The following is a 17,248-nucleotide window of genomic DNA, read 5'->3' as shown; positions in this document are numbered from 1 at the left end:
AATTATATGAATCTTAAATAGTAAAACTAATTATATGAGCAAACTTCCACTTTTTAATAATGTAAAGTGGTGGAAAACAGTGTGCATGATCGCGATGATCAGCCTGTTTTCTGCTACTGCTTTTGCGCAAGCTATCACGGTTAAAGGCCGTGTTATGGATGACAAAGGCGAGCCACTTATTGGCGCAACCATAAAAGCTACCGGCACGCAGAACGCTGTTACTGCCGATGCCAGCGGTAACTTTTCACTAAGTGTACCTACAGGTACAACAAGCATAACAATAACTTTTATTGGATACGTAGATGTAGTAAGACAGATATCTGCTGCTACCGCCAATTTGGGTACTATCACAATGGCTGCCAACGCACGCGACTTGAACGAAGTAGTGGTAATTGGTTACGGTACTGTAAAAAGAACCGAAAACACAGGTACTGTTACCAGTGTGGATGCTAAAACACTACAGGAGATACCTGCTGCATCTGTTGTTAACCAACTGCAGGGCCGCGTTGCCGGCTTAGACGTTGTTGGCGGTAATATCAGAATACGTGGTACCCGTACAATAGGGAGCCCGGATAAAGACGGACCGCTTATTGTTTTAGACGGTGTACCTTTTTATGGTGGGCTTGATAATATCAATCCAACTGATATTAAGAGTGTAGACGTTTTAAAAGGTGCATCTTCAACAGCTATTTACGGTTCACGTGGATCGGGTGGCGTAATATTGATCTCTACTAACAGAGGCCGGATAGGCCGCACTCAAACTGCATATGATTCTTATGTAGGCTTATCAAGATTAGAGGGAAAAATAAAAACACTTGATGCTGCAGGTTACGTGCAGCTTAAAGCTGACGCTTTAGAAGGTTCTATCCTGCAAAGCAATGGTAACGCACAGTCTTACGGTTTAACTCCTATAGAAAGACAAGCGCTTGCTGATGGAAAAAATGTGGATTGGGTAAACGAAGTGGTTAAGCAGCAGGTAATTTTTGACCAAACGCTACGCGTTTCGAGCGGTACAGAAAAAACACAGTTTAATGCGCAACTTGGTTATCGTACTACAAAAAACGGAAACCTGCAACCAGGTAACGAAAATGAACGTGTTACTATGAGCATAAATGTTGACCACCAGATCAACAAATATATTAAGATCGGAGCCCAGACGCGTAATACCTTAACAATGAATGATCAGTCGGGTGGTAATGAATTAGGTAATGCTCAATGGATGAGCCCGCTATCTTATGTGTATAACCCTGACGGTTCTCTTGTTTTAAGGCCGCTTGAAGGACAATTGGACGCGGCTACTGCAAATCCTTTATTGCGTTCATCATTACCTAATGCTTATTATAACTATACCAGGGGATGGCAAAGCGACAATATTATATATGCTGAATTAAAACCATTGGATCATTTAACTTACAAGTACACCATCAATTATAACTACGGCCAGTCAACCGGCAACAATTACAGCGGTATTAATGGTGTAAACGTTATAAATGTCGCCGGTACAACTGCCAGCACAAATAATAATACTTCGTATCGTGTGGCGCAAGAGCATTTGCTTACTTACAACAACACGTTTGGCAAACACAACATAAATCTTACAGGTGTATTCACCGCAGAAAGAGGGCACAACGAAGGCTTCAGCGCAAGCGCGCAAGGTATCCCTTCTGATGCGAACAGAAATAGCAACCTCGCCTTAGGTAGTACCTTTGGCGTAGGAGGTGGTTCTTATTCTGAAACAGGATTAATATCTTATGTTGGTCGTGCAGCGTACACCTACAACAATAAGTACAGCATTTCGGCTTCAATGCGTGCTGACGGTAACTCTACCCTGGCTACAGGCAACCAGTGGACGTCATATCCAGCTGTTGGTGTACGTTGGAACATTACCAACGAAGATTTCATGAAGAAATATGATTTTATTGATAACCTTGCTTTACGTGCCGGTTACGGTGAAACCTCAACAACAAGCAGTAATGCTTACGACATTTTAGGTCAGTTACAAAATCGCCCATACCAGTTTGGTGGCGGCTCTGCAGGTAACCGTCAGGGTGTAAGAATCAACACAATTACAAATCCGGCACTTACCTGGCAGCGTACGCATGACTCTAACGTTGCGTTAGATTTTGCCTTACTTAGAAACCGTATAAGCGGTAGCATCGAGGGTTATTACTCCAAAACTACAGGCATAATATTGGATAATATACTTCCGGAGACTAATGGTGCAGTTACACAAAAATCAAACTTAGGTGTTTACGAAAATAAGGGAATTGAGTTTACTTTAAGTACGGTTAATATTCAAAACTTAGGCGGCTTTACCTGGTCTTCGGATTTCAATATAGGCATTGGTCGTGAAAAAATTGTTGAGTTACCTAACGGTGCACCAAGGAACATTGGTTCAGGTTTATTTCAAGGTCAGCCTCAAGGTGTAATTTATGACGTTAGAAAGTTGGGTATCTGGCAGATTTCAGATTCGCAAGGTATTGATGTTACTAAAACTAATGCAACTAACAGTGGCGGTACAGTATACCTTCCGGTTAGAGGCCAGACATCACCTTTGCAATATCCTGGCCAGATCAAGGTGCAGGATGTTGACGGAAACGGCATAATCAATTCTGATGATAACCAAATAATTGGTCACTTTAACCCTAATTACACTTTTGGTTTCACCAACAGGTTTAATTATAAAGGTTTTGACGTAAGTCTGGTTATTGTTGCGCGTATGGGCTTTACTACCCTGGTTCCGTATGTATCATCTAATAGCTCAAACGCCGAAGGATGGCAGTTTTTAAACCTTGGCCGTCATAACCAGCCGGTACTTGATTACTGGACCCCTCGTAACCCTACTAACGCGTTCCCAATGCCGAACAACCAGTTCCAGGGCCAGTATTATTCAACACTGCAGTACTATGATGGCTCGTTCATTCGCGCAAGGGCAATTAACTTTGGGTATAACATACCATCAGGTATAATTAAACGCTTAGGCTTATCATCACTGAGAGTTTATGGCAACGTTACCAACCCGTTTGTTATTTACTCGCCTGCAAGCAATTACAGCTTCTCGGTAGTAGATCCTGAGTCAAGTGGTGTTACTCAGGTAAATCCAACCGTTGGCGGCAACATCAGCCGGAATGTCGGTTTAAATGGTGGTACGCAAACACGCCAGTTTATTTTTGGTATCAATGCAAAATTTTAATTAAAAGGAGATAAGACATGAAAATATTTAATAAAACGTGTATTGTACTCGCGGGTATAGCAACAATAGGTACAGTCTCAAGTTGTAAAAAGCTTTTGGTTGAAGAGCCACGTGCAAACTTATACCCGAGTTATTTCACTACAGCTGGCGGTATAGCGGCTGGTGTAGCGGGTGTGTATCGTAACATACGCGATGCTTACAGCGGCGAGGAAGTGCGCTGGACGGCTGGTACAGACGAAAGCAGACCAGGGTCAGCTGCTACCGATCTACATAAACAAAATGACACCTTTAACGGGCTTAACAGTGCAAACACTGTGGGTTTTAATGGTTTCTATTCAGACATCAATACGCTTAACGGAATATTGAAGTATGCCAATGATGCTACAGGGCTTACTGCTGTGCAGAAAAACCAATACATCTCGCAAGCTAAATTTTTAAGAGCTTATGAGTATTTTTGGCTGGTACAAAATTTTGGTGGAACAACCGCTACTGAAAAAAGTGGTATACCGCTTCACCTGGATTTTATAGAGTCGGCAACTACTTCAGATGCTCCGGCACCGGCTGCTGATATTTACAATCAGATAATTAAGGATTTAACAGAAGCTGCTGCAAGTTTGCCTAATACAATAACAGCAGACAACCCTTTTTCTGCAAATGGTGTAGGCAAGTCAGCAACTGCTGCGGTAGCCAAAGCCTACTTAGCTAAAGTGTATTTAAGCCGCGGTTACCTGCCAGAGATTGCTCAGCCGGGCGATTTCCAGAAAGCGGTAGATCTTACTGCCGAAATTATAGCCAATAAGACCACTTATGGGCTTGACCTTTGGCAGGATTTTGCTGATGCGCATAAAGTAGAAAACGACTATGGTAAAGAAAATATGTTCAATATTGACTTTGGCTTGGGCGGATCAGACGAGTCTTTCACCGGATATACACAAATTGGTGATGGTGGTTGGGGTAATAACTTCCTGTTTTTGGTGTGGCGCATGGATTATATAGCTAACATCGGTGTTGATAACAATACAGGTATAGATGACATAAATCAGATTGTTAGCACAGTTAAGCGCCCAATGCGTCGCGATAACTATAACGGCCGTCCTTATGCTCGCGTAGCGCCAAACGGCCCTTATCTTTATGATGTATTGTATCCTAATCGTATTGCAGACAGTCGTTACGATGCTACTTTCCAAACATTCTGGATCTCTAACCAAAGCGGTGTTTCTGGCGTAACAAGCACAGGTGTATCAAAGGGCGCGTTGATCTCAACAAGCAATTTCTCTGAAACCCAGTACAACATTCCTGTTGATGGCGATACCTCTATTTTAATAACTAACGGCGACGTTACAATGGCAAGAAGAGACGCCTTTAAAGGGTTAATTGTTGAACCTGCTCAAATCAATCAGCTACATTTTCCTACAGTTAAGAAATTTGACGAGACCAGGCGTATAAGATTGAATGATAAATCTGCCCGCCCGATTGTGTTGATGCGCTTTTCTGAAGTTTATTTGCTGAATGCAGAAGCTAACTTTATGGTAGGTAATGCATTAAATGCAGCAAACTCTTTAAACGTATTAAGAAGACGCGCCGCCTACCGCGTTCCTGCTGATGGTGACCGTATACCTAAACATGCATTTAGGGTAACAACTGCTAATATGGCAACAGCTAACGCGGCAAATACGCTTGCTATGGAGCTTACACCTGCTCAAGTGGCTCAACTTTCGGTTCCATATAACAGAACTGCAGGTACGGCTTTGAACGGTTTAGACCTGATACTTGACGAATACAATCGTGAATTATACGGCGACCCGCGCAGATGGTATGATTTGGTAAGAACACGCTACCTGGTACGCCGTGTAAAAATGTACAGAACCGGTCTTCCCGCTACTAACGTTGATGACAAATTTATGCGCAGAGCTATACCACAAAGTTTAATTAACTCTGTGTTAACGGGCCCTGTGTATCCACAAAACAATGGCTATAATTAATCTGACTAATTAATTTAGGTTATAACCCGCTCCAAAAAAATGGAGCGGGTTTTTTGTTGCGACTTATTAACCTAAAAGTTAGTGAATATGGCGCAATTAAGGTAGTTTATAATAAGCGTGTATTTTTTATATTTGACCTTTCGCTATAAATAAAACCCATGCAGAAATATTATAACCAAACACGTTTATTATTAGCGGTAGATTGCATAGTTTTTGGGTTTGATGGCGAATCATTAAAAATACTATTGATACAAAGGGGTTTTGAACCCGAGAAAGGCAACTGGAGTTTAATGGGCGGATTTGTGCAGCCCGACGAAAGCCTTGATCAGTCGGCCAATCGCATTCTAAAACAACTAACCGGCTTAGATGGCGTATACCTGGAGCAATTACAAACTTTTGGCGACCCGGGCCGCGATCCTAAAGAACGTACAGCATCCGTTGCGTACTTCGCGCTGATAGATACTTCAAAATACGAGAAACAGATAAGTCATGATTATCATGCAGAATGGTTTCTGTTAAAGAAGATACCCAAGCTAATATTTGACCAGCCCGCTATGGTTGAAATGGCACGTAAGCGCATCCGTTATAAAGCCGCGCTGCATCCCATTTTGTTTGAGCTTTTACCTGCTAAATTTACCATACCACAGCTTCAAAATTTGTACGAAAGTGTTTACAGCACCACAATTGATAAACGCAACTTTAGCAAGCGGGTATTGGCCACCAAGTTGCTGATAAAGTTGCAGGACAAAGATAAATCAGGATCAAAGCGTGGTGCTTATTACTATCAGCTAAACAGGGAGAACTACTATGCTAAATTTCAGGCTTTTTTAAATTTTATACCCAATCCGGATAATCTTACGGCTTAGTCTGGTTAGTTTTAACCCTGCTAATGTTTGGAAATATATTTCATTTTATAAAAAATTAAGTGTTATTTAGACACGAATTTTAACCCTCTATGGAACCTAATAAATATGTAATTGGTGTTGATTATGGCACCGATTCTGTGCGCGCTATTATTGTAGATGCCGCAAACGGAAAAGAATTGGCATCGTCTGTTCACTACTACCAACGTTGGCAAAAAGCTATGTTTTGCGATGCACCCAAAAACGTTTTCAGGCAGCATCCGCTTGATTACCTTGAGGGACTTGAAATAACTATTAAGGATGCTATTAGTAAGGCGGGCGGTAAAGCCGTTGCCGATAATATACGTGGTATAGCTGTTGATACAACAGGGTCAACACCTATTGCTGTAAACAAAAACGGAACGCCCTTAGCGCTTACCCCGGAGTTTGAAAACAACCCCAATGCCATGTTCATTCTGTGGAAAGATCATACAGCTATTAAAGAGGCTGCCCAGATCAATGAACATGCTACAAAATTTGATATTAACTACTTAAAATACGTTGGCGGCATTTACTCGTCTGAATGGTTTTGGGCTAAATTATTGCACATTATACGCGTTGACGAAGAGGTGCGTAAAGCATGCTACTCTTGGGTTGAGCATTGCGACTGGATACCGTTTGTATTAACCGGTGGTAATGATGCCTCTAAAATAAAAAGGAGCAGATGCGCAGCCGGCCATAAAGCTTTATGGGCCGAAGAGTTTGGTGGCTTACCGCCGGATGAATTCTTTTCAACTTTAGATCCTTTGCTGGCCGGTTTTGCTTCCCGTCTTTTCAGGGATACTTATACTTCTGATGTACCGGCTGGTGTTATAAGTGCAGAGTGGGCAGCTAAGCTTGGTTTACCTGGTGATGTTAAAATTGGTGTGGGCGCATTTGATGCGCACATGGGTGCCGTTGGCGGCCAAATTGAGCCTTACTTTTTAAGCAAAGTTATGGGCACATCAACCTGCGATATATTGGTTGCACCTAATGCCGAAATGAAGGATAAACTGGTTGCAGGTATATGTGGCCAGGTTGATGGCTCGGTTATACCGGGTATGGCGGGTTTAGAAGCAGGCCAGTCGGCCTTTGGCGATACTTATGCCTGGTTTAAAAACATTGTGTCATGGCCGTTAAATAACTTGCTAAGCAGCTCAAAAGTTATTGATGAGGAGACAGCTGAAGCTTTAAAAAACGAAATTTTTGAAGAGATAATTCCTGAATTAAGCCGCCAGGCTGCTTTGTTACCGATTGAGGAAACGAATGAACTTGCAATTGATTGGTTTAACGGCAGGCGTACCCCAGATGCTGATCAATCGCTTAAAGGTGCTGTTATAGGCTTAAATCTAGGTACAGACGCACCGCGCTTTTTCCGCGCAATTGCAGAGGCTACCTGTTTTGGCGCCAAAAGCATTGTGGAGCGTATGATAGACGAAGGTGTACCCGTTAAAGGCTTAATAGGTATTGGCGGTGTGGCAAAAAAATCAGCATTTATTATGCAAATGATGGCAGATATAATAGGCATGCCAATCAAAATACACCAGCATACGCATACCTGCGCATTGGGTGCAGCCATGTTCGCAGCAGTAGTTGCAGACCTGCATGATAATGTACAAGACGCAATGCATGCAATGGGTGGCGGCTTTGATGTGGTTTACGAGCCAAACGCCGAACTTAGCGAAGTATATGCTAAACGTTATAAGCAATACAAAGGCCTGGGCGATTTTATCACTTTCCAAACCAGGCAAATAGAACAATCCATTTCAGCATGAGTACCTATCAGCATATAAAAGAAGAAGCCTACCAGGCAAATATGCAGCTTCCAAAATTGAACCTTGTTTTGTTCACTTTTGGCAACGTTAGCGCTGTTGACAGAAGTGCCGGTGTGTTTGCCATTAAGCCAAGCGGGGTGCCTTACGAGGACCTTACGCCGGATAGCATGGTAATAGTTGACTTTGACGGTAATACCGTTGAAGGAAAGCTAAGACCATCGTCAGACACTAAAACACATGCTGTGCTTTACAAGCATTGGGATACCATCGGCGGCATTGTGCATACGCATTCAACTTATGGCACTGCATGGGCACAGGCACAAAGAGATATCCCTATCTTCGGCACTACACATGCTGACCATTTAACAACCGACATACCCTGCGCGCCGCCAATGAGCGACGAAATGATCAAAGGCAATTACGAGTATGAAACCGGGTTCCAGATCATCAATCATTTCAACAAATTCAATCTGGACTACAAAGAAGTGGAAATGATATTGGTGGGCAATCATGCGCCGTTTACATGGGGCAAGTCTGCAAGTAAAGCCGTTTACAACAGTGCGGTTTTAGAAACTGTGGCTAAAATGGCTTATTTAACAGAAATGATCAATCCACAGGCGCCGAAATTAAAAGACACTTTAATAAACAAACATTTCCAGCGCAAGCACGGGCCTGATTCTTATTACGGCCAAAACTAACCTGCGCTACACTATTCGACCGATAATAAATACTAAATAAACAATGATCGATTTAAAAACTTTAGAAGTCTGGTTTATAACCGGAAGCCAGGACCTGTATGGTGAAGAAACCCTTAAACAGGTAGCTATACACTCACAACAAATTGCAGCTGGCTTAAACACAGCCGGCCAAATACCGGTAACAGTGGTATACAAGCCTGTTGTTAAAAGCACAGACGAAATATATAATACCATAGCCGAAGCTAATAACGCGGTAAATTGCATTGGTATAATTACCTGGATGCACACGTTTTCGCCGGCTAAAATGTGGATTCGTGGCTTGGGAATACTTAAAAAGCCAATGCTGCATTTGCATACACAATTTAACAGGGATATCCCATGGAACTCTATAGATATGGATTTCATGAACCTGAACCAAAGTGCCCACGGCGACCGTGAGTTTGGCTTTATGGTTTCGCGTATGCGTATGGAGCGTAAGGTAGTTGTTGGCCACTGGCAGGAAGCCGAAGTTGCCGAACAAATTGGCAGCTGGAGCAGGGCCGCTGCGGCATGGCACGATTGGCAGGGCGCTAAGTTTGTTCGCTTTGGCGATAACATGCGTTACGTTGCCGTTACTGATGGTGATAAAGTGGAAGCTGAACTACAATTTGGTTTCTCTGTAAATACCTACGGTATTGGTGACCTGGTAGCTGTAATTAATAACGTTACAGATGCACAGGTTAACGAGCTTATAGCTGAGTATGAAGCCACTTATGATATGGATGCTTCATTACTTAAAGGTGGAGAAAAGCACCAATCAGTTTATGATGCTGCTAAGATAGAGTTGGGTCTTCGCGCGTTTTTAGAGGCTGGTAACTTTAAAGGCTTTAGCGATACATTTGAAGACCTGCACGGCATGATACAATTGCCGGGCATAGCTGCACAGCGTTTAATGGAAAGCGGTTACGGTTTTGCCGGTGAAGGCGACTGGAAAACTGCTGCTTTAGTACGCGCCTGTAAAGTAATGGGTAGCGGCTTAGCGGGTGGTAACGCTTTTATGGAAGATTACACCTACCACTTTGATCCGAGTAACTCATTGGTATTAGGATCGCACATGTTAGAGGTTGATTCATCTTTGGCAAGTGGCAAAGCAACTTTAGAGGTACATCCTTTGGGCATTGGCGGTAAAGCTGATCCTACACGTTTGGTATTTAATGTAGCCGGTGGCCCTGCGCTTAATGCATCATTAATTGATATGGGTAACCGTTTCCGTTTATTGATAAACGAAGTTGAGGCTGTTGAACCAACCAACGAATTGCCTAACCTACCCGTTGCACGTGTGCTTTGGAAACCATTGCCTGATATGAAGACAGCTTGTGCAGCCTGGATCTACGCAGGTGGCGCGCACCATACTGCTTACAGCCAGAATTTAACCGCAGAGCATTTGTATGATTTTGCATCAATTGCCGGGGTTGAGTTTATACGTATTGGCAAAGACACCCGCATTGACCAATTACGTAACGAATTAAAATGGAACGACAGGTTCTATAAATAAAACCTGCATTTCAATAAATATAAAAGGCTGCACCGTAAAGTGCAGCCTTTTTTGTTGAGCGGTTTTACTTGCCCCGCTTATCATTTAAATATTCCGATGGTAGTACCCCAAATTTCCCTTTAAACATTCGCGAGAAATAGCTTGGCGTTCCAAAGCCTGTCATGTAAGCTATCTGGGCCACATTATAGTCGCTTGTTTGCAGTAATCCGGCGGCCTTTTCCAGCTTAACAGAGCGCATATATTCAATAGGAGTGAGGCCGGTTAGTTCAATCAGTTTGTAATATAACGAGCCGCGGCTCATACCCGCATGTTTGCTTAGCTCTTCAACAGACAGGTTAGGGTCGCTAAGGCGCGACTCCATAAAGGCTATTAACGAGTTGAGCAGTTTTACATCTGATGATTCTGTTTCCGGCGGTTGCTCTGCAACCATGTGGATGTGTTTGGAGTAAGTATCTTTAAGGCTCTTATTTAACTCAAGCAGGTTGCTTATACGCGCATGTAATATTTGGAAGTTGAATGGCTTGGTCAGATAATCATTCGCTCCTGCGTTGAGGCCCTTAAGCTGTTCGTCCTCGCCATTTATAGCGGTAAGTAATATTATCGGGATGTGTTTGGTGCGTTTATCCGCTTTTAATTTCTTACTTAACTCCACTCCGTTCATCTGCGGCATGCTAACATCACTTACAACCAACTGCGGATGCGCAGAGAGCGCTTTTTGCCAGCCCTCTTTACCGTTACTGGCTTCGATGATCTGATAATGTTGCTGTAAATGTTCTACAAGGTAGCCGCGAAACTCGTCATTATCCTCTACAAGTAAAATCCGAATGACTTCGTTTGCGATAATGGCATGGCCGCTTTGTTCTATTTCTGCCACATCTGGCTCCGGTAAAACGTGCTCTTCTATTGTGGTACTGTTTCGTTCAACTTTGTTGGCAGGTTTTAACGGCAGCTCAACTATAAACCGCATACCCCGCTCGGGTAAAAGCTTGGCAACAATACTACCATCGTGCAGTTCAACAAACTCTTTTATAATAGATAAGCCGATGCCGGTGCCCTGGTTAAGAATGTAAGATGGCTGCACAGATTGATAAAAGCGGCCAAAAATGGCGTTCAGGTCGCCTTCCGGAACACCAACTCCGGTGTCTGACACCGTGATGGTAAGATAAGGGATAACGGCATTTTCATTAACTGCTGTTTCAAGGGTTATCAATCCTTCGGCCAGGGTAAACTTAAATGCGTTTGATAGCAGATTAAAAATTATACGCTCCAGTTTATCATGGTCAAACCAGGCCTGCCAATGTGGACGCGAATTTATTATCTCGAGTGATATTTGTTTTTTTATGGCGATGTCTTTAAATGATTCGGCCGTTTCATTTACAAACATAATAACATCAGCATCTTTCAGATTTAGTTTAAGCTGATGCTCCTCCATTTTACGGAAATCCAATAACTGATTTACCAAATTGAGCAAACGCCTTATGTTTCTGTTGATAACATTTAGCTCATCGTTAACATCATTGCCTAATTTTTGGCCTATCAGTTTTTCTACGGGCGCGGCAATAAGAGAAATAGGGGTTCTGAATTCATGACTAAGATTGGTAAGAAACTGAATTTTATCTTTATCCAGTTCACGTAATTGTGCGGCTTCCCTTCGTTCTGTTTCAATTAATTGGTCAACCCGCAGGCTTTCCTGTTCACGGGCAAATTGCTGTTTCAATTTGTTAATACCCCGTTGTCTTATCCAAAATATCGACAAACAAAATAGTGTTGCGTAAATAAAATATGCAAAATAGGTACGCCAAAAAGGTGGTGAAACAACAACTGTGATAGCGGTTATTACATCGTTAGAGAACTTGTCGTTATTGTCAGCCTTAACCTGAAACGTATACTCACCGGGGGCCATATTGGTATAATTGGCAACCCTTGTTTTGTGTACGTAGTTCCAATCATTATCAAAGCCTTCTAATTTATAAGCATATTGGTTTTGCATTGGCGATGTATAATCTAAAGCAACATAGCCTATAGAAAAATTCTGGCCATACTTTAGCTGTATCTCCTTACTAATGCCTATTTGTTGTTGTATGGCAGCATCTTCGCCGGGTAAAACCGAAAGGTTATTTATTTTTAGGTCCGTTAATATTACCCTGGCCGGAGCCGGTACATCTGGCAGCGAGGCCGGATTAAAAAAATTGAAACCTTCTTCGCCGCCAAAATAGATATCGCCCCGTGATGTTTTTATAACCGAGGTTCTGTTGAAAGAGCCCTGCTGTACGCCATTTTCATTAGTAAAGTTTCTGAATGTTTTTTGCCGACGGTCAAACAAGCTTATCCCCCCGTCAGTGCTTAGCCAAAGCGTACCGCGGTCGTCCTCTATTATTGCTTTTATACTTGCGTTGGCAAGTCCGTTTTTCTCGGTGTATGTTTCAAACTTTTTTGTATTGGCGTTAAAGTAGCTTAATCCCTGGTTGGTGCCTGCCCACACTGTACGATCTTTTGACACAAAAATGGTTTGGACAATATCGTCCGAAAGGTTGTTCCGTAATTTGTCATAATTGGATACTGTACTGTTTGATATATGGTAAACAGCAACTCCGGTACCGTTTGATGCTATCCATACATCGCCGTTGGGGGCACGGGTAATAGTATTTATAAAATCGTTAAGAGGTGACTTTGGCGCAAAGGCTGAAGTTGATTTTTTATTGAATTGATCAAACTTACCCGTTGCCGGGTCGTACACGCTAACGCCTTGCCCTATGGTACCAATCCATATTTTTCCGTTACCATCTTCCATAAGCGCAGATACATCGTTGCTGATTATTGCGTTGGGTGTTCCATCTGCCATAAATTGACGGTAAGCACCCGTTGCCGGATCAATACAAAAAAGTCCGTTGTTGTATGTGCCGGCCCACAGGTTGCCCAGATGATCCATTTGTAAGCTTAATATAGCCCCCGCTGTTTTACCGGTAACCTTGCTTTGCAGCGGGTAATGCTTAAACAAGCGCGTGGTTTTGTCAAATAGCGATAGGCCCCCACCATCTGTGCCTAAAAATACTTTCCCGTCTTTATATTCTGCAAAGCAATTAACCGACGGGTTATTAAGCCCTTGAGGGTCAAAAGCGCTACTCAGCTTAAGATCCAAAAGCGGTAAAATTTTGTCGTGCTTAGCAATACCACCCCTGAAAGTACCAACCCAGTAAATGCCCGCCGGGTCAATGTAAATGCTCCGTATAGAATTATTTCGAATGCTGAATATATCGCGGGAGTTGTTTACATAATGCTGAAAGGAATCGGTGGCGGGCTCGTAAATATCCAAACCATTCTCTGTGCCTACCCAAAGTTTTCCGTACGAATCCGGATGAAGGGCAAAGATCACATCATTACTAATAGTGTGTTCGCCAACACCGGCGTGATAAACCTTAAAGCGCCCATTTGACATCCATTTACTAAGCCCATTCTGTGTACCGAACCAAATATTGCCGTTTGTATCTTCGGTTATTGTTTTTATTGCGTCATCACTAATACTATTGGCGTCTTCGTTGCTATGTGTAAAGCTTTTAAAGCTATCTGTTTGCCGGTTATATAAAAACAAGCCCTTGTTGCTACCCAGCCAAAGGCGATGGCGGCTGTCTTCAAATATTGACAGCACAACAAATGAACCGGGCTCTGTTACCCTTTTGTCCCTTACGGGCTTAGAAGTGATCTGCGAAGTTTTAAGGTCAATTAATATCAGATTTCCGTAAGTGCCTATCCACAGTTTTCCATCATGATCCTGATAATATGCCCTTGCAGATGCATTCTTTATTTGAGGTAACGAGTTTTTGCCTTCAAATACAAAAAAACTATCCGAGTTGCGATCATAGTAATATATCCCGCCATTGCTTGAACCTACCCACAAACGGCCGCTTTTATCTTCGTAAAGCGATACTATATCGTTGGTAGGCAGGCTGTGCGCGTTCCCAACCTCGTGCCGGTAAACGGTAAAGTTACTGCCATCAAACCGGCTTAAACCGTTACTGGTTCCAAACCACATTAAGCCGTATTTGTCTTTAATAATGGCGTTAACGGTATTTGACGGAAGCCCTTCTTTGGCCGTAATGGCTGTGAAATTAATATCGGCCTGGCCCCTTGCGGCTTTAACCCCAACCAGCAAAACAAACCACACAAGAAAATGGCTTGCCCTTATTTTAAACATAAAAACACTTTAATGGATATATGGCAATGGTCCGATCAGTAATAAACTTAACTACATTTTTGGAGCGCATTCTTAACAAATATATAAAAATTGATAAGATCCAGCCGACCAATACCATGCTGCCGTATCAAAAAAGTTACCCCATTAATTACTCAAATTCAGTGTAAAGCTTTACTTTAGATGCTCTATTCAACAAAACCAAGGGGCATAACACACCTATTTGCTCTTAATTTTACTTTACGGCGTACCGGCAAAAAAAAATATATCCTACTCTATCGATGTAGTTGAAAAAGTATGATCAAATCCGAGCCGCCTGTCCGGATAAAATATTAAACAGGTTAAAAAAATTGCTGTTGTTTTACCAATTAACAACCAAATTACAGGGGGCGACAGCCCGCAACCTTAAAATGAACATGAAGAGAAAATATATAAAATCGAAATTGCTTATTGCTTTAAGCCTGCTTGTGGGTTCGGCATTGGCACAAGGCCCCGGCCATGCAAGTTACGTAGCCGAAAACGGTGGAGCGGGCTATTTTCAATTAGCGGCAAATGGCAGCGCAGCGCCGATATTGGTGAGCGATAACGAGTGGCCGGGTGTTAAGAGAGCTGTTAATAGTTTTATTACCGATGTAAAGGCGGTAACGGGTATAACACCTGCACTGGCGGCCGTGGCAAAAGGCAAACAGATTGTAATTGTTGGTACGCTGGGTAAAAATCAGTGGATAGACCAACTGGTAAAACAAAAGAAATTAAACGTAGCAGATATTGCAGGCAAATGGGAAACCTACCTTGTGCAGCCTGTGGCAAATCCGTTCCCGGGTGTTAGCAGCGCGCTGGTTATTGCCGGCAGCGATAAACGCGGTACCATTTTTGGCGTGTATGACATGTCAGCACAAATAGGGGTATCGCCATGGTATTGGTATGCCGATGTTGCGCCTAAAACAAAAAAAGCCATTTATGTAGCACCAGGCAGGCACACTGATGGTACTCCGGCTGTTAAATACCGCGGGATATTTATAAATGACGAAGCGCCTGCTTTTTCCGGATGGGCCAAAGAGAAATTTGGCGGCGTAAATCATCAGCTTTATGAGCACATGTTTGAGCTTATTTTACGTATGAAAGGTAACTTTCTGTGGCCGGCCATGTGGGCTAACGCTTTTAATGATGATGATAAGTTGAACCCCATTTTGGCTGATGAGTACGGTATTGTTATGAGCACATCGCACCACGAACCGATGGACCGTGCGCAGCAGGAGTGGAAACGTTATGGTAAAGGCGAATGGAACTACGAAAAAAATAAGGAAGGTTTAAAGGAGTTCTGGCGCAAGGGTATTGAAAACATGGGTAACAAAGAAACGGTTGTTACCCTGGCTATGCGTGGCGACGGCGATGCGCCGATGACACAAGGCGCTAACATTAGCCTGCTTGAAAATATAGTGAAAGATCAGCGCGAGATAATAGGCGAGGTGATGAAGAAGGATGTTACAACAGTGCCGCAGGTTTGGGCCTTGTATAAAGAGGTGCAGGACTATTATGACAAAGGCATGCGGGTGCCTGATGATGTGACGCTTTTGTTATGTGATGACAATTGGGGAAATATTAGGAAACTGCCAGCAATAACAGATAAGCCACGTAAAGGCGGTTATGGTATATATTATCACTTTGATTATGTGGGTGGCCCGCGTAACTACAAATGGTTAAACACCAGCACCATATCAAAAACATGGCAGCAAATGAATTTGGCTTATGAATACAATGCAAGGCAAATATGGGTGGTAAACGTGGGCGATCTAAAACCGATGGAGTATCCTATCAGCTTTTTCCTTGATTTTGCCTGGAACCCTAAACGCTGGCCGGCCAACAAACTGCCACAGTACGCGGTTGAATGGGCAAAACAGCAGTTTGGTGCTGAACATGCTACACAAATAGCAAGTATGCTTATAAAGTACACCCGTTATAACGAAAGGCGGAAGCCCGAATCGTTAGATCAAAATACCTACAGCCTTACCAATTACAACGAGGGTGCGCGCGTAGTTGCCGATTATAATAAGTTAAAAGACGAAGCCGAGAAACTGGCTGCTGTAATGCCAAAGGAACATAAAGATTCTTTTTACGAATTGGTGCTTTACCCTATACAAGCCTGCGCCACTTTAAACGAAATGTATTTTGAAGTTGCTAAAAACAGGTACTATGCGCAGCAAAAAAATGGTGTTGAAGCTAATAAAGCTGCAGACCGGGTAAAAGAGCTTTATGCCAAAGACGCCGAGATCAGCAAATATTACAATACTGTACTGGCCGACGGAAAATGGAACCACATGGCAGATCAGCAGCATATTGGCTATAATAACTGGCAACAACCGGTGGCTAACAAAATGCCTGCACTTACCATACTTAATCCTGATAGTGCTAGAAATACTGCTCTGCTTCCTGTTGAAAGCGATGGCAGCACACCTAAAGAGAACGGCTTATTCAGCGATAAAAACGGCCATATAGCTATCGAGGCAGAGCATTATACTAAAGCAGTTGCTGCAAATAATATTAGCTGGACAACTATTCCTGATTATGGTTTAACCTTGTCAGGCGTCATGGCTTTGCCGGTTACTGCTCCGCGTATAACTACGCCAGGCGGCGCAAGTCCGCATTTGGAGTATGATATCAATGTTAAGCAAGCAGGCGATGTTGCTGTTACCGCCTTTATTGGTAATACCCTTGATTTTAAAAACGGCGGCGACGGCTTGTTCTACGCCATATCCATTGATGATGACGCACCGCAGCGAGTTGATGTAGGTTCAAAAGTTGATGGCCGTGACTGGACCCAAATGGTATTGGGTAACGCCCGTAAAATAACAACCAAGCATAAAGTTGCAGCGGCAGGTAAACACACCATTAAATACTGGTTTGTTGATCCGGCGGTGGTATTACAGCGCGTAGTGGTTGATACAGGCGGCTTAAAACAAAGCTACCTGGGACCGAAGGAATAACTTTTAATTAGT

Annotated in this window: 8 protein-coding genes; 7 read left to right on the top strand and 1 reads right to left on the bottom strand. The window is 42.9% G+C overall.

Annotated features, from left to right (window positions below; translation table 11 throughout):
• The first annotated feature begins 34 nt into the window (after positions 1-34).
• The 6 genes from ACVW2L_RS12730 (at position 35) to araA (ending at position 10,063) form a co-directional block, all read left to right on the top strand.
• The gene (locus tag ACVW2L_RS12730) at positions 35-3,193 is read left to right on the top strand and encodes a SusC/RagA family TonB-linked outer membrane protein (RefSeq protein WP_457128348.1); all 3,159 of its coding nucleotides are present in this window, start codon (positions 35-37) and stop codon (positions 3,191-3,193) included.
• Positions 3,194-3,210: 17 nt separating this feature from the next.
• Positions 3,211-5,175: a RagB/SusD family nutrient uptake outer membrane protein gene (locus ACVW2L_RS12725; RefSeq protein WP_457128347.1), complete on the top strand. Its 1,965-nt coding sequence runs from the start codon at positions 3,211-3,213 to the stop codon at positions 5,173-5,175.
• A 158-nt stretch (positions 5,176-5,333) separates the two neighbouring features.
• Positions 5,334-6,041, top strand: coding sequence for an NUDIX hydrolase (locus tag ACVW2L_RS12720; protein ID WP_457128346.1), 708 nt, complete (start codon positions 5,334-5,336; stop codon positions 6,039-6,041).
• A gap of 89 nt (positions 6,042-6,130) precedes the next feature.
• A complete protein-coding gene (locus ACVW2L_RS12715) occupies positions 6,131-7,831 on the top strand; it encodes a ribulokinase (RefSeq protein ID WP_457128345.1) in 1,701 nt (566 codons plus the stop codon).
• Entirely contained in the window at positions 7,828-8,529 is a 702-nt protein-coding gene (locus ACVW2L_RS12710) for an L-ribulose-5-phosphate 4-epimerase (RefSeq protein WP_457128344.1), read from the top strand. The genes ACVW2L_RS12715 and ACVW2L_RS12710 overlap by 4 nt, the downstream gene beginning before the upstream one ends.
• 43 nt (positions 8,530-8,572) lie before the next feature.
• Positions 8,573-10,063, top strand: coding sequence for an L-arabinose isomerase (gene araA, locus ACVW2L_RS12705; protein WP_457128343.1), 1,491 nt, complete (start codon positions 8,573-8,575; stop codon positions 10,061-10,063).
• Positions 10,064-10,127: 64 nt separating this feature from the next.
• Here araA and ACVW2L_RS12700 read toward each other — a convergent pair whose 3' ends face one another.
• A complete protein-coding gene (locus tag ACVW2L_RS12700) occupies positions 10,128-14,255 on the bottom strand; it encodes a hybrid sensor histidine kinase/response regulator transcription factor (protein WP_457128342.1) in 4,128 nt (1,375 codons plus the stop codon).
• Positions 14,256-14,668: 413 nt separating this feature from the next.
• Here ACVW2L_RS12700 and ACVW2L_RS12695 point away from each other — a divergent pair, with 413 nt between their 5' ends.
• Positions 14,669-17,236, top strand: coding sequence for a glycosyl hydrolase 115 family protein (locus ACVW2L_RS12695; protein WP_457128341.1), 2,568 nt, complete (start codon positions 14,669-14,671; stop codon positions 17,234-17,236).
• Positions 17,237-17,248 lie beyond the last annotated feature (12 nt).

This window comes from Mucilaginibacter sp. HD30, assembly GCF_054061755.1.
Note: the sequence above shows the minus strand (reverse complement) of the source record. Positions and strands in the feature narration are given on the sequence as shown.

Excerpts from the sequence above, each read along its gene's own strand:
- araA (WP_457128343.1), top strand. The coding sequence starts at position 8,573 with ATGATCGATTTAAAAACTTTAGAAGTCTGGTTTATAACCGGAAGCCAG.
- ACVW2L_RS12700 (WP_457128342.1), bottom strand. The coding sequence starts at position 14,255 with ATGTTTAAAATAAGGGCAAGCCATTTTCTTGTGTGGTTTGTTTTGCTG.
- ACVW2L_RS12725 (WP_457128347.1), top strand. The coding sequence starts at position 3,211 with ATGAAAATATTTAATAAAACGTGTATTGTACTCGCGGGTATAGCAACA.
- ACVW2L_RS12710 (WP_457128344.1), top strand. The coding sequence starts at position 7,828 with ATGAGTACCTATCAGCATATAAAAGAAGAAGCCTACCAGGCAAATATG.
- ACVW2L_RS12695 (WP_457128341.1), top strand. The coding sequence starts at position 14,669 with ATGAAGAGAAAATATATAAAATCGAAATTGCTTATTGCTTTAAGCCTG.
- ACVW2L_RS12730 (WP_457128348.1), top strand. The coding sequence starts at position 35 with ATGAGCAAACTTCCACTTTTTAATAATGTAAAGTGGTGGAAAACAGTG.
- ACVW2L_RS12715 (WP_457128345.1), top strand. The coding sequence starts at position 6,131 with ATGGAACCTAATAAATATGTAATTGGTGTTGATTATGGCACCGATTCT.
- ACVW2L_RS12720 (WP_457128346.1), top strand. The coding sequence starts at position 5,334 with ATGCAGAAATATTATAACCAAACACGTTTATTATTAGCGGTAGATTGC.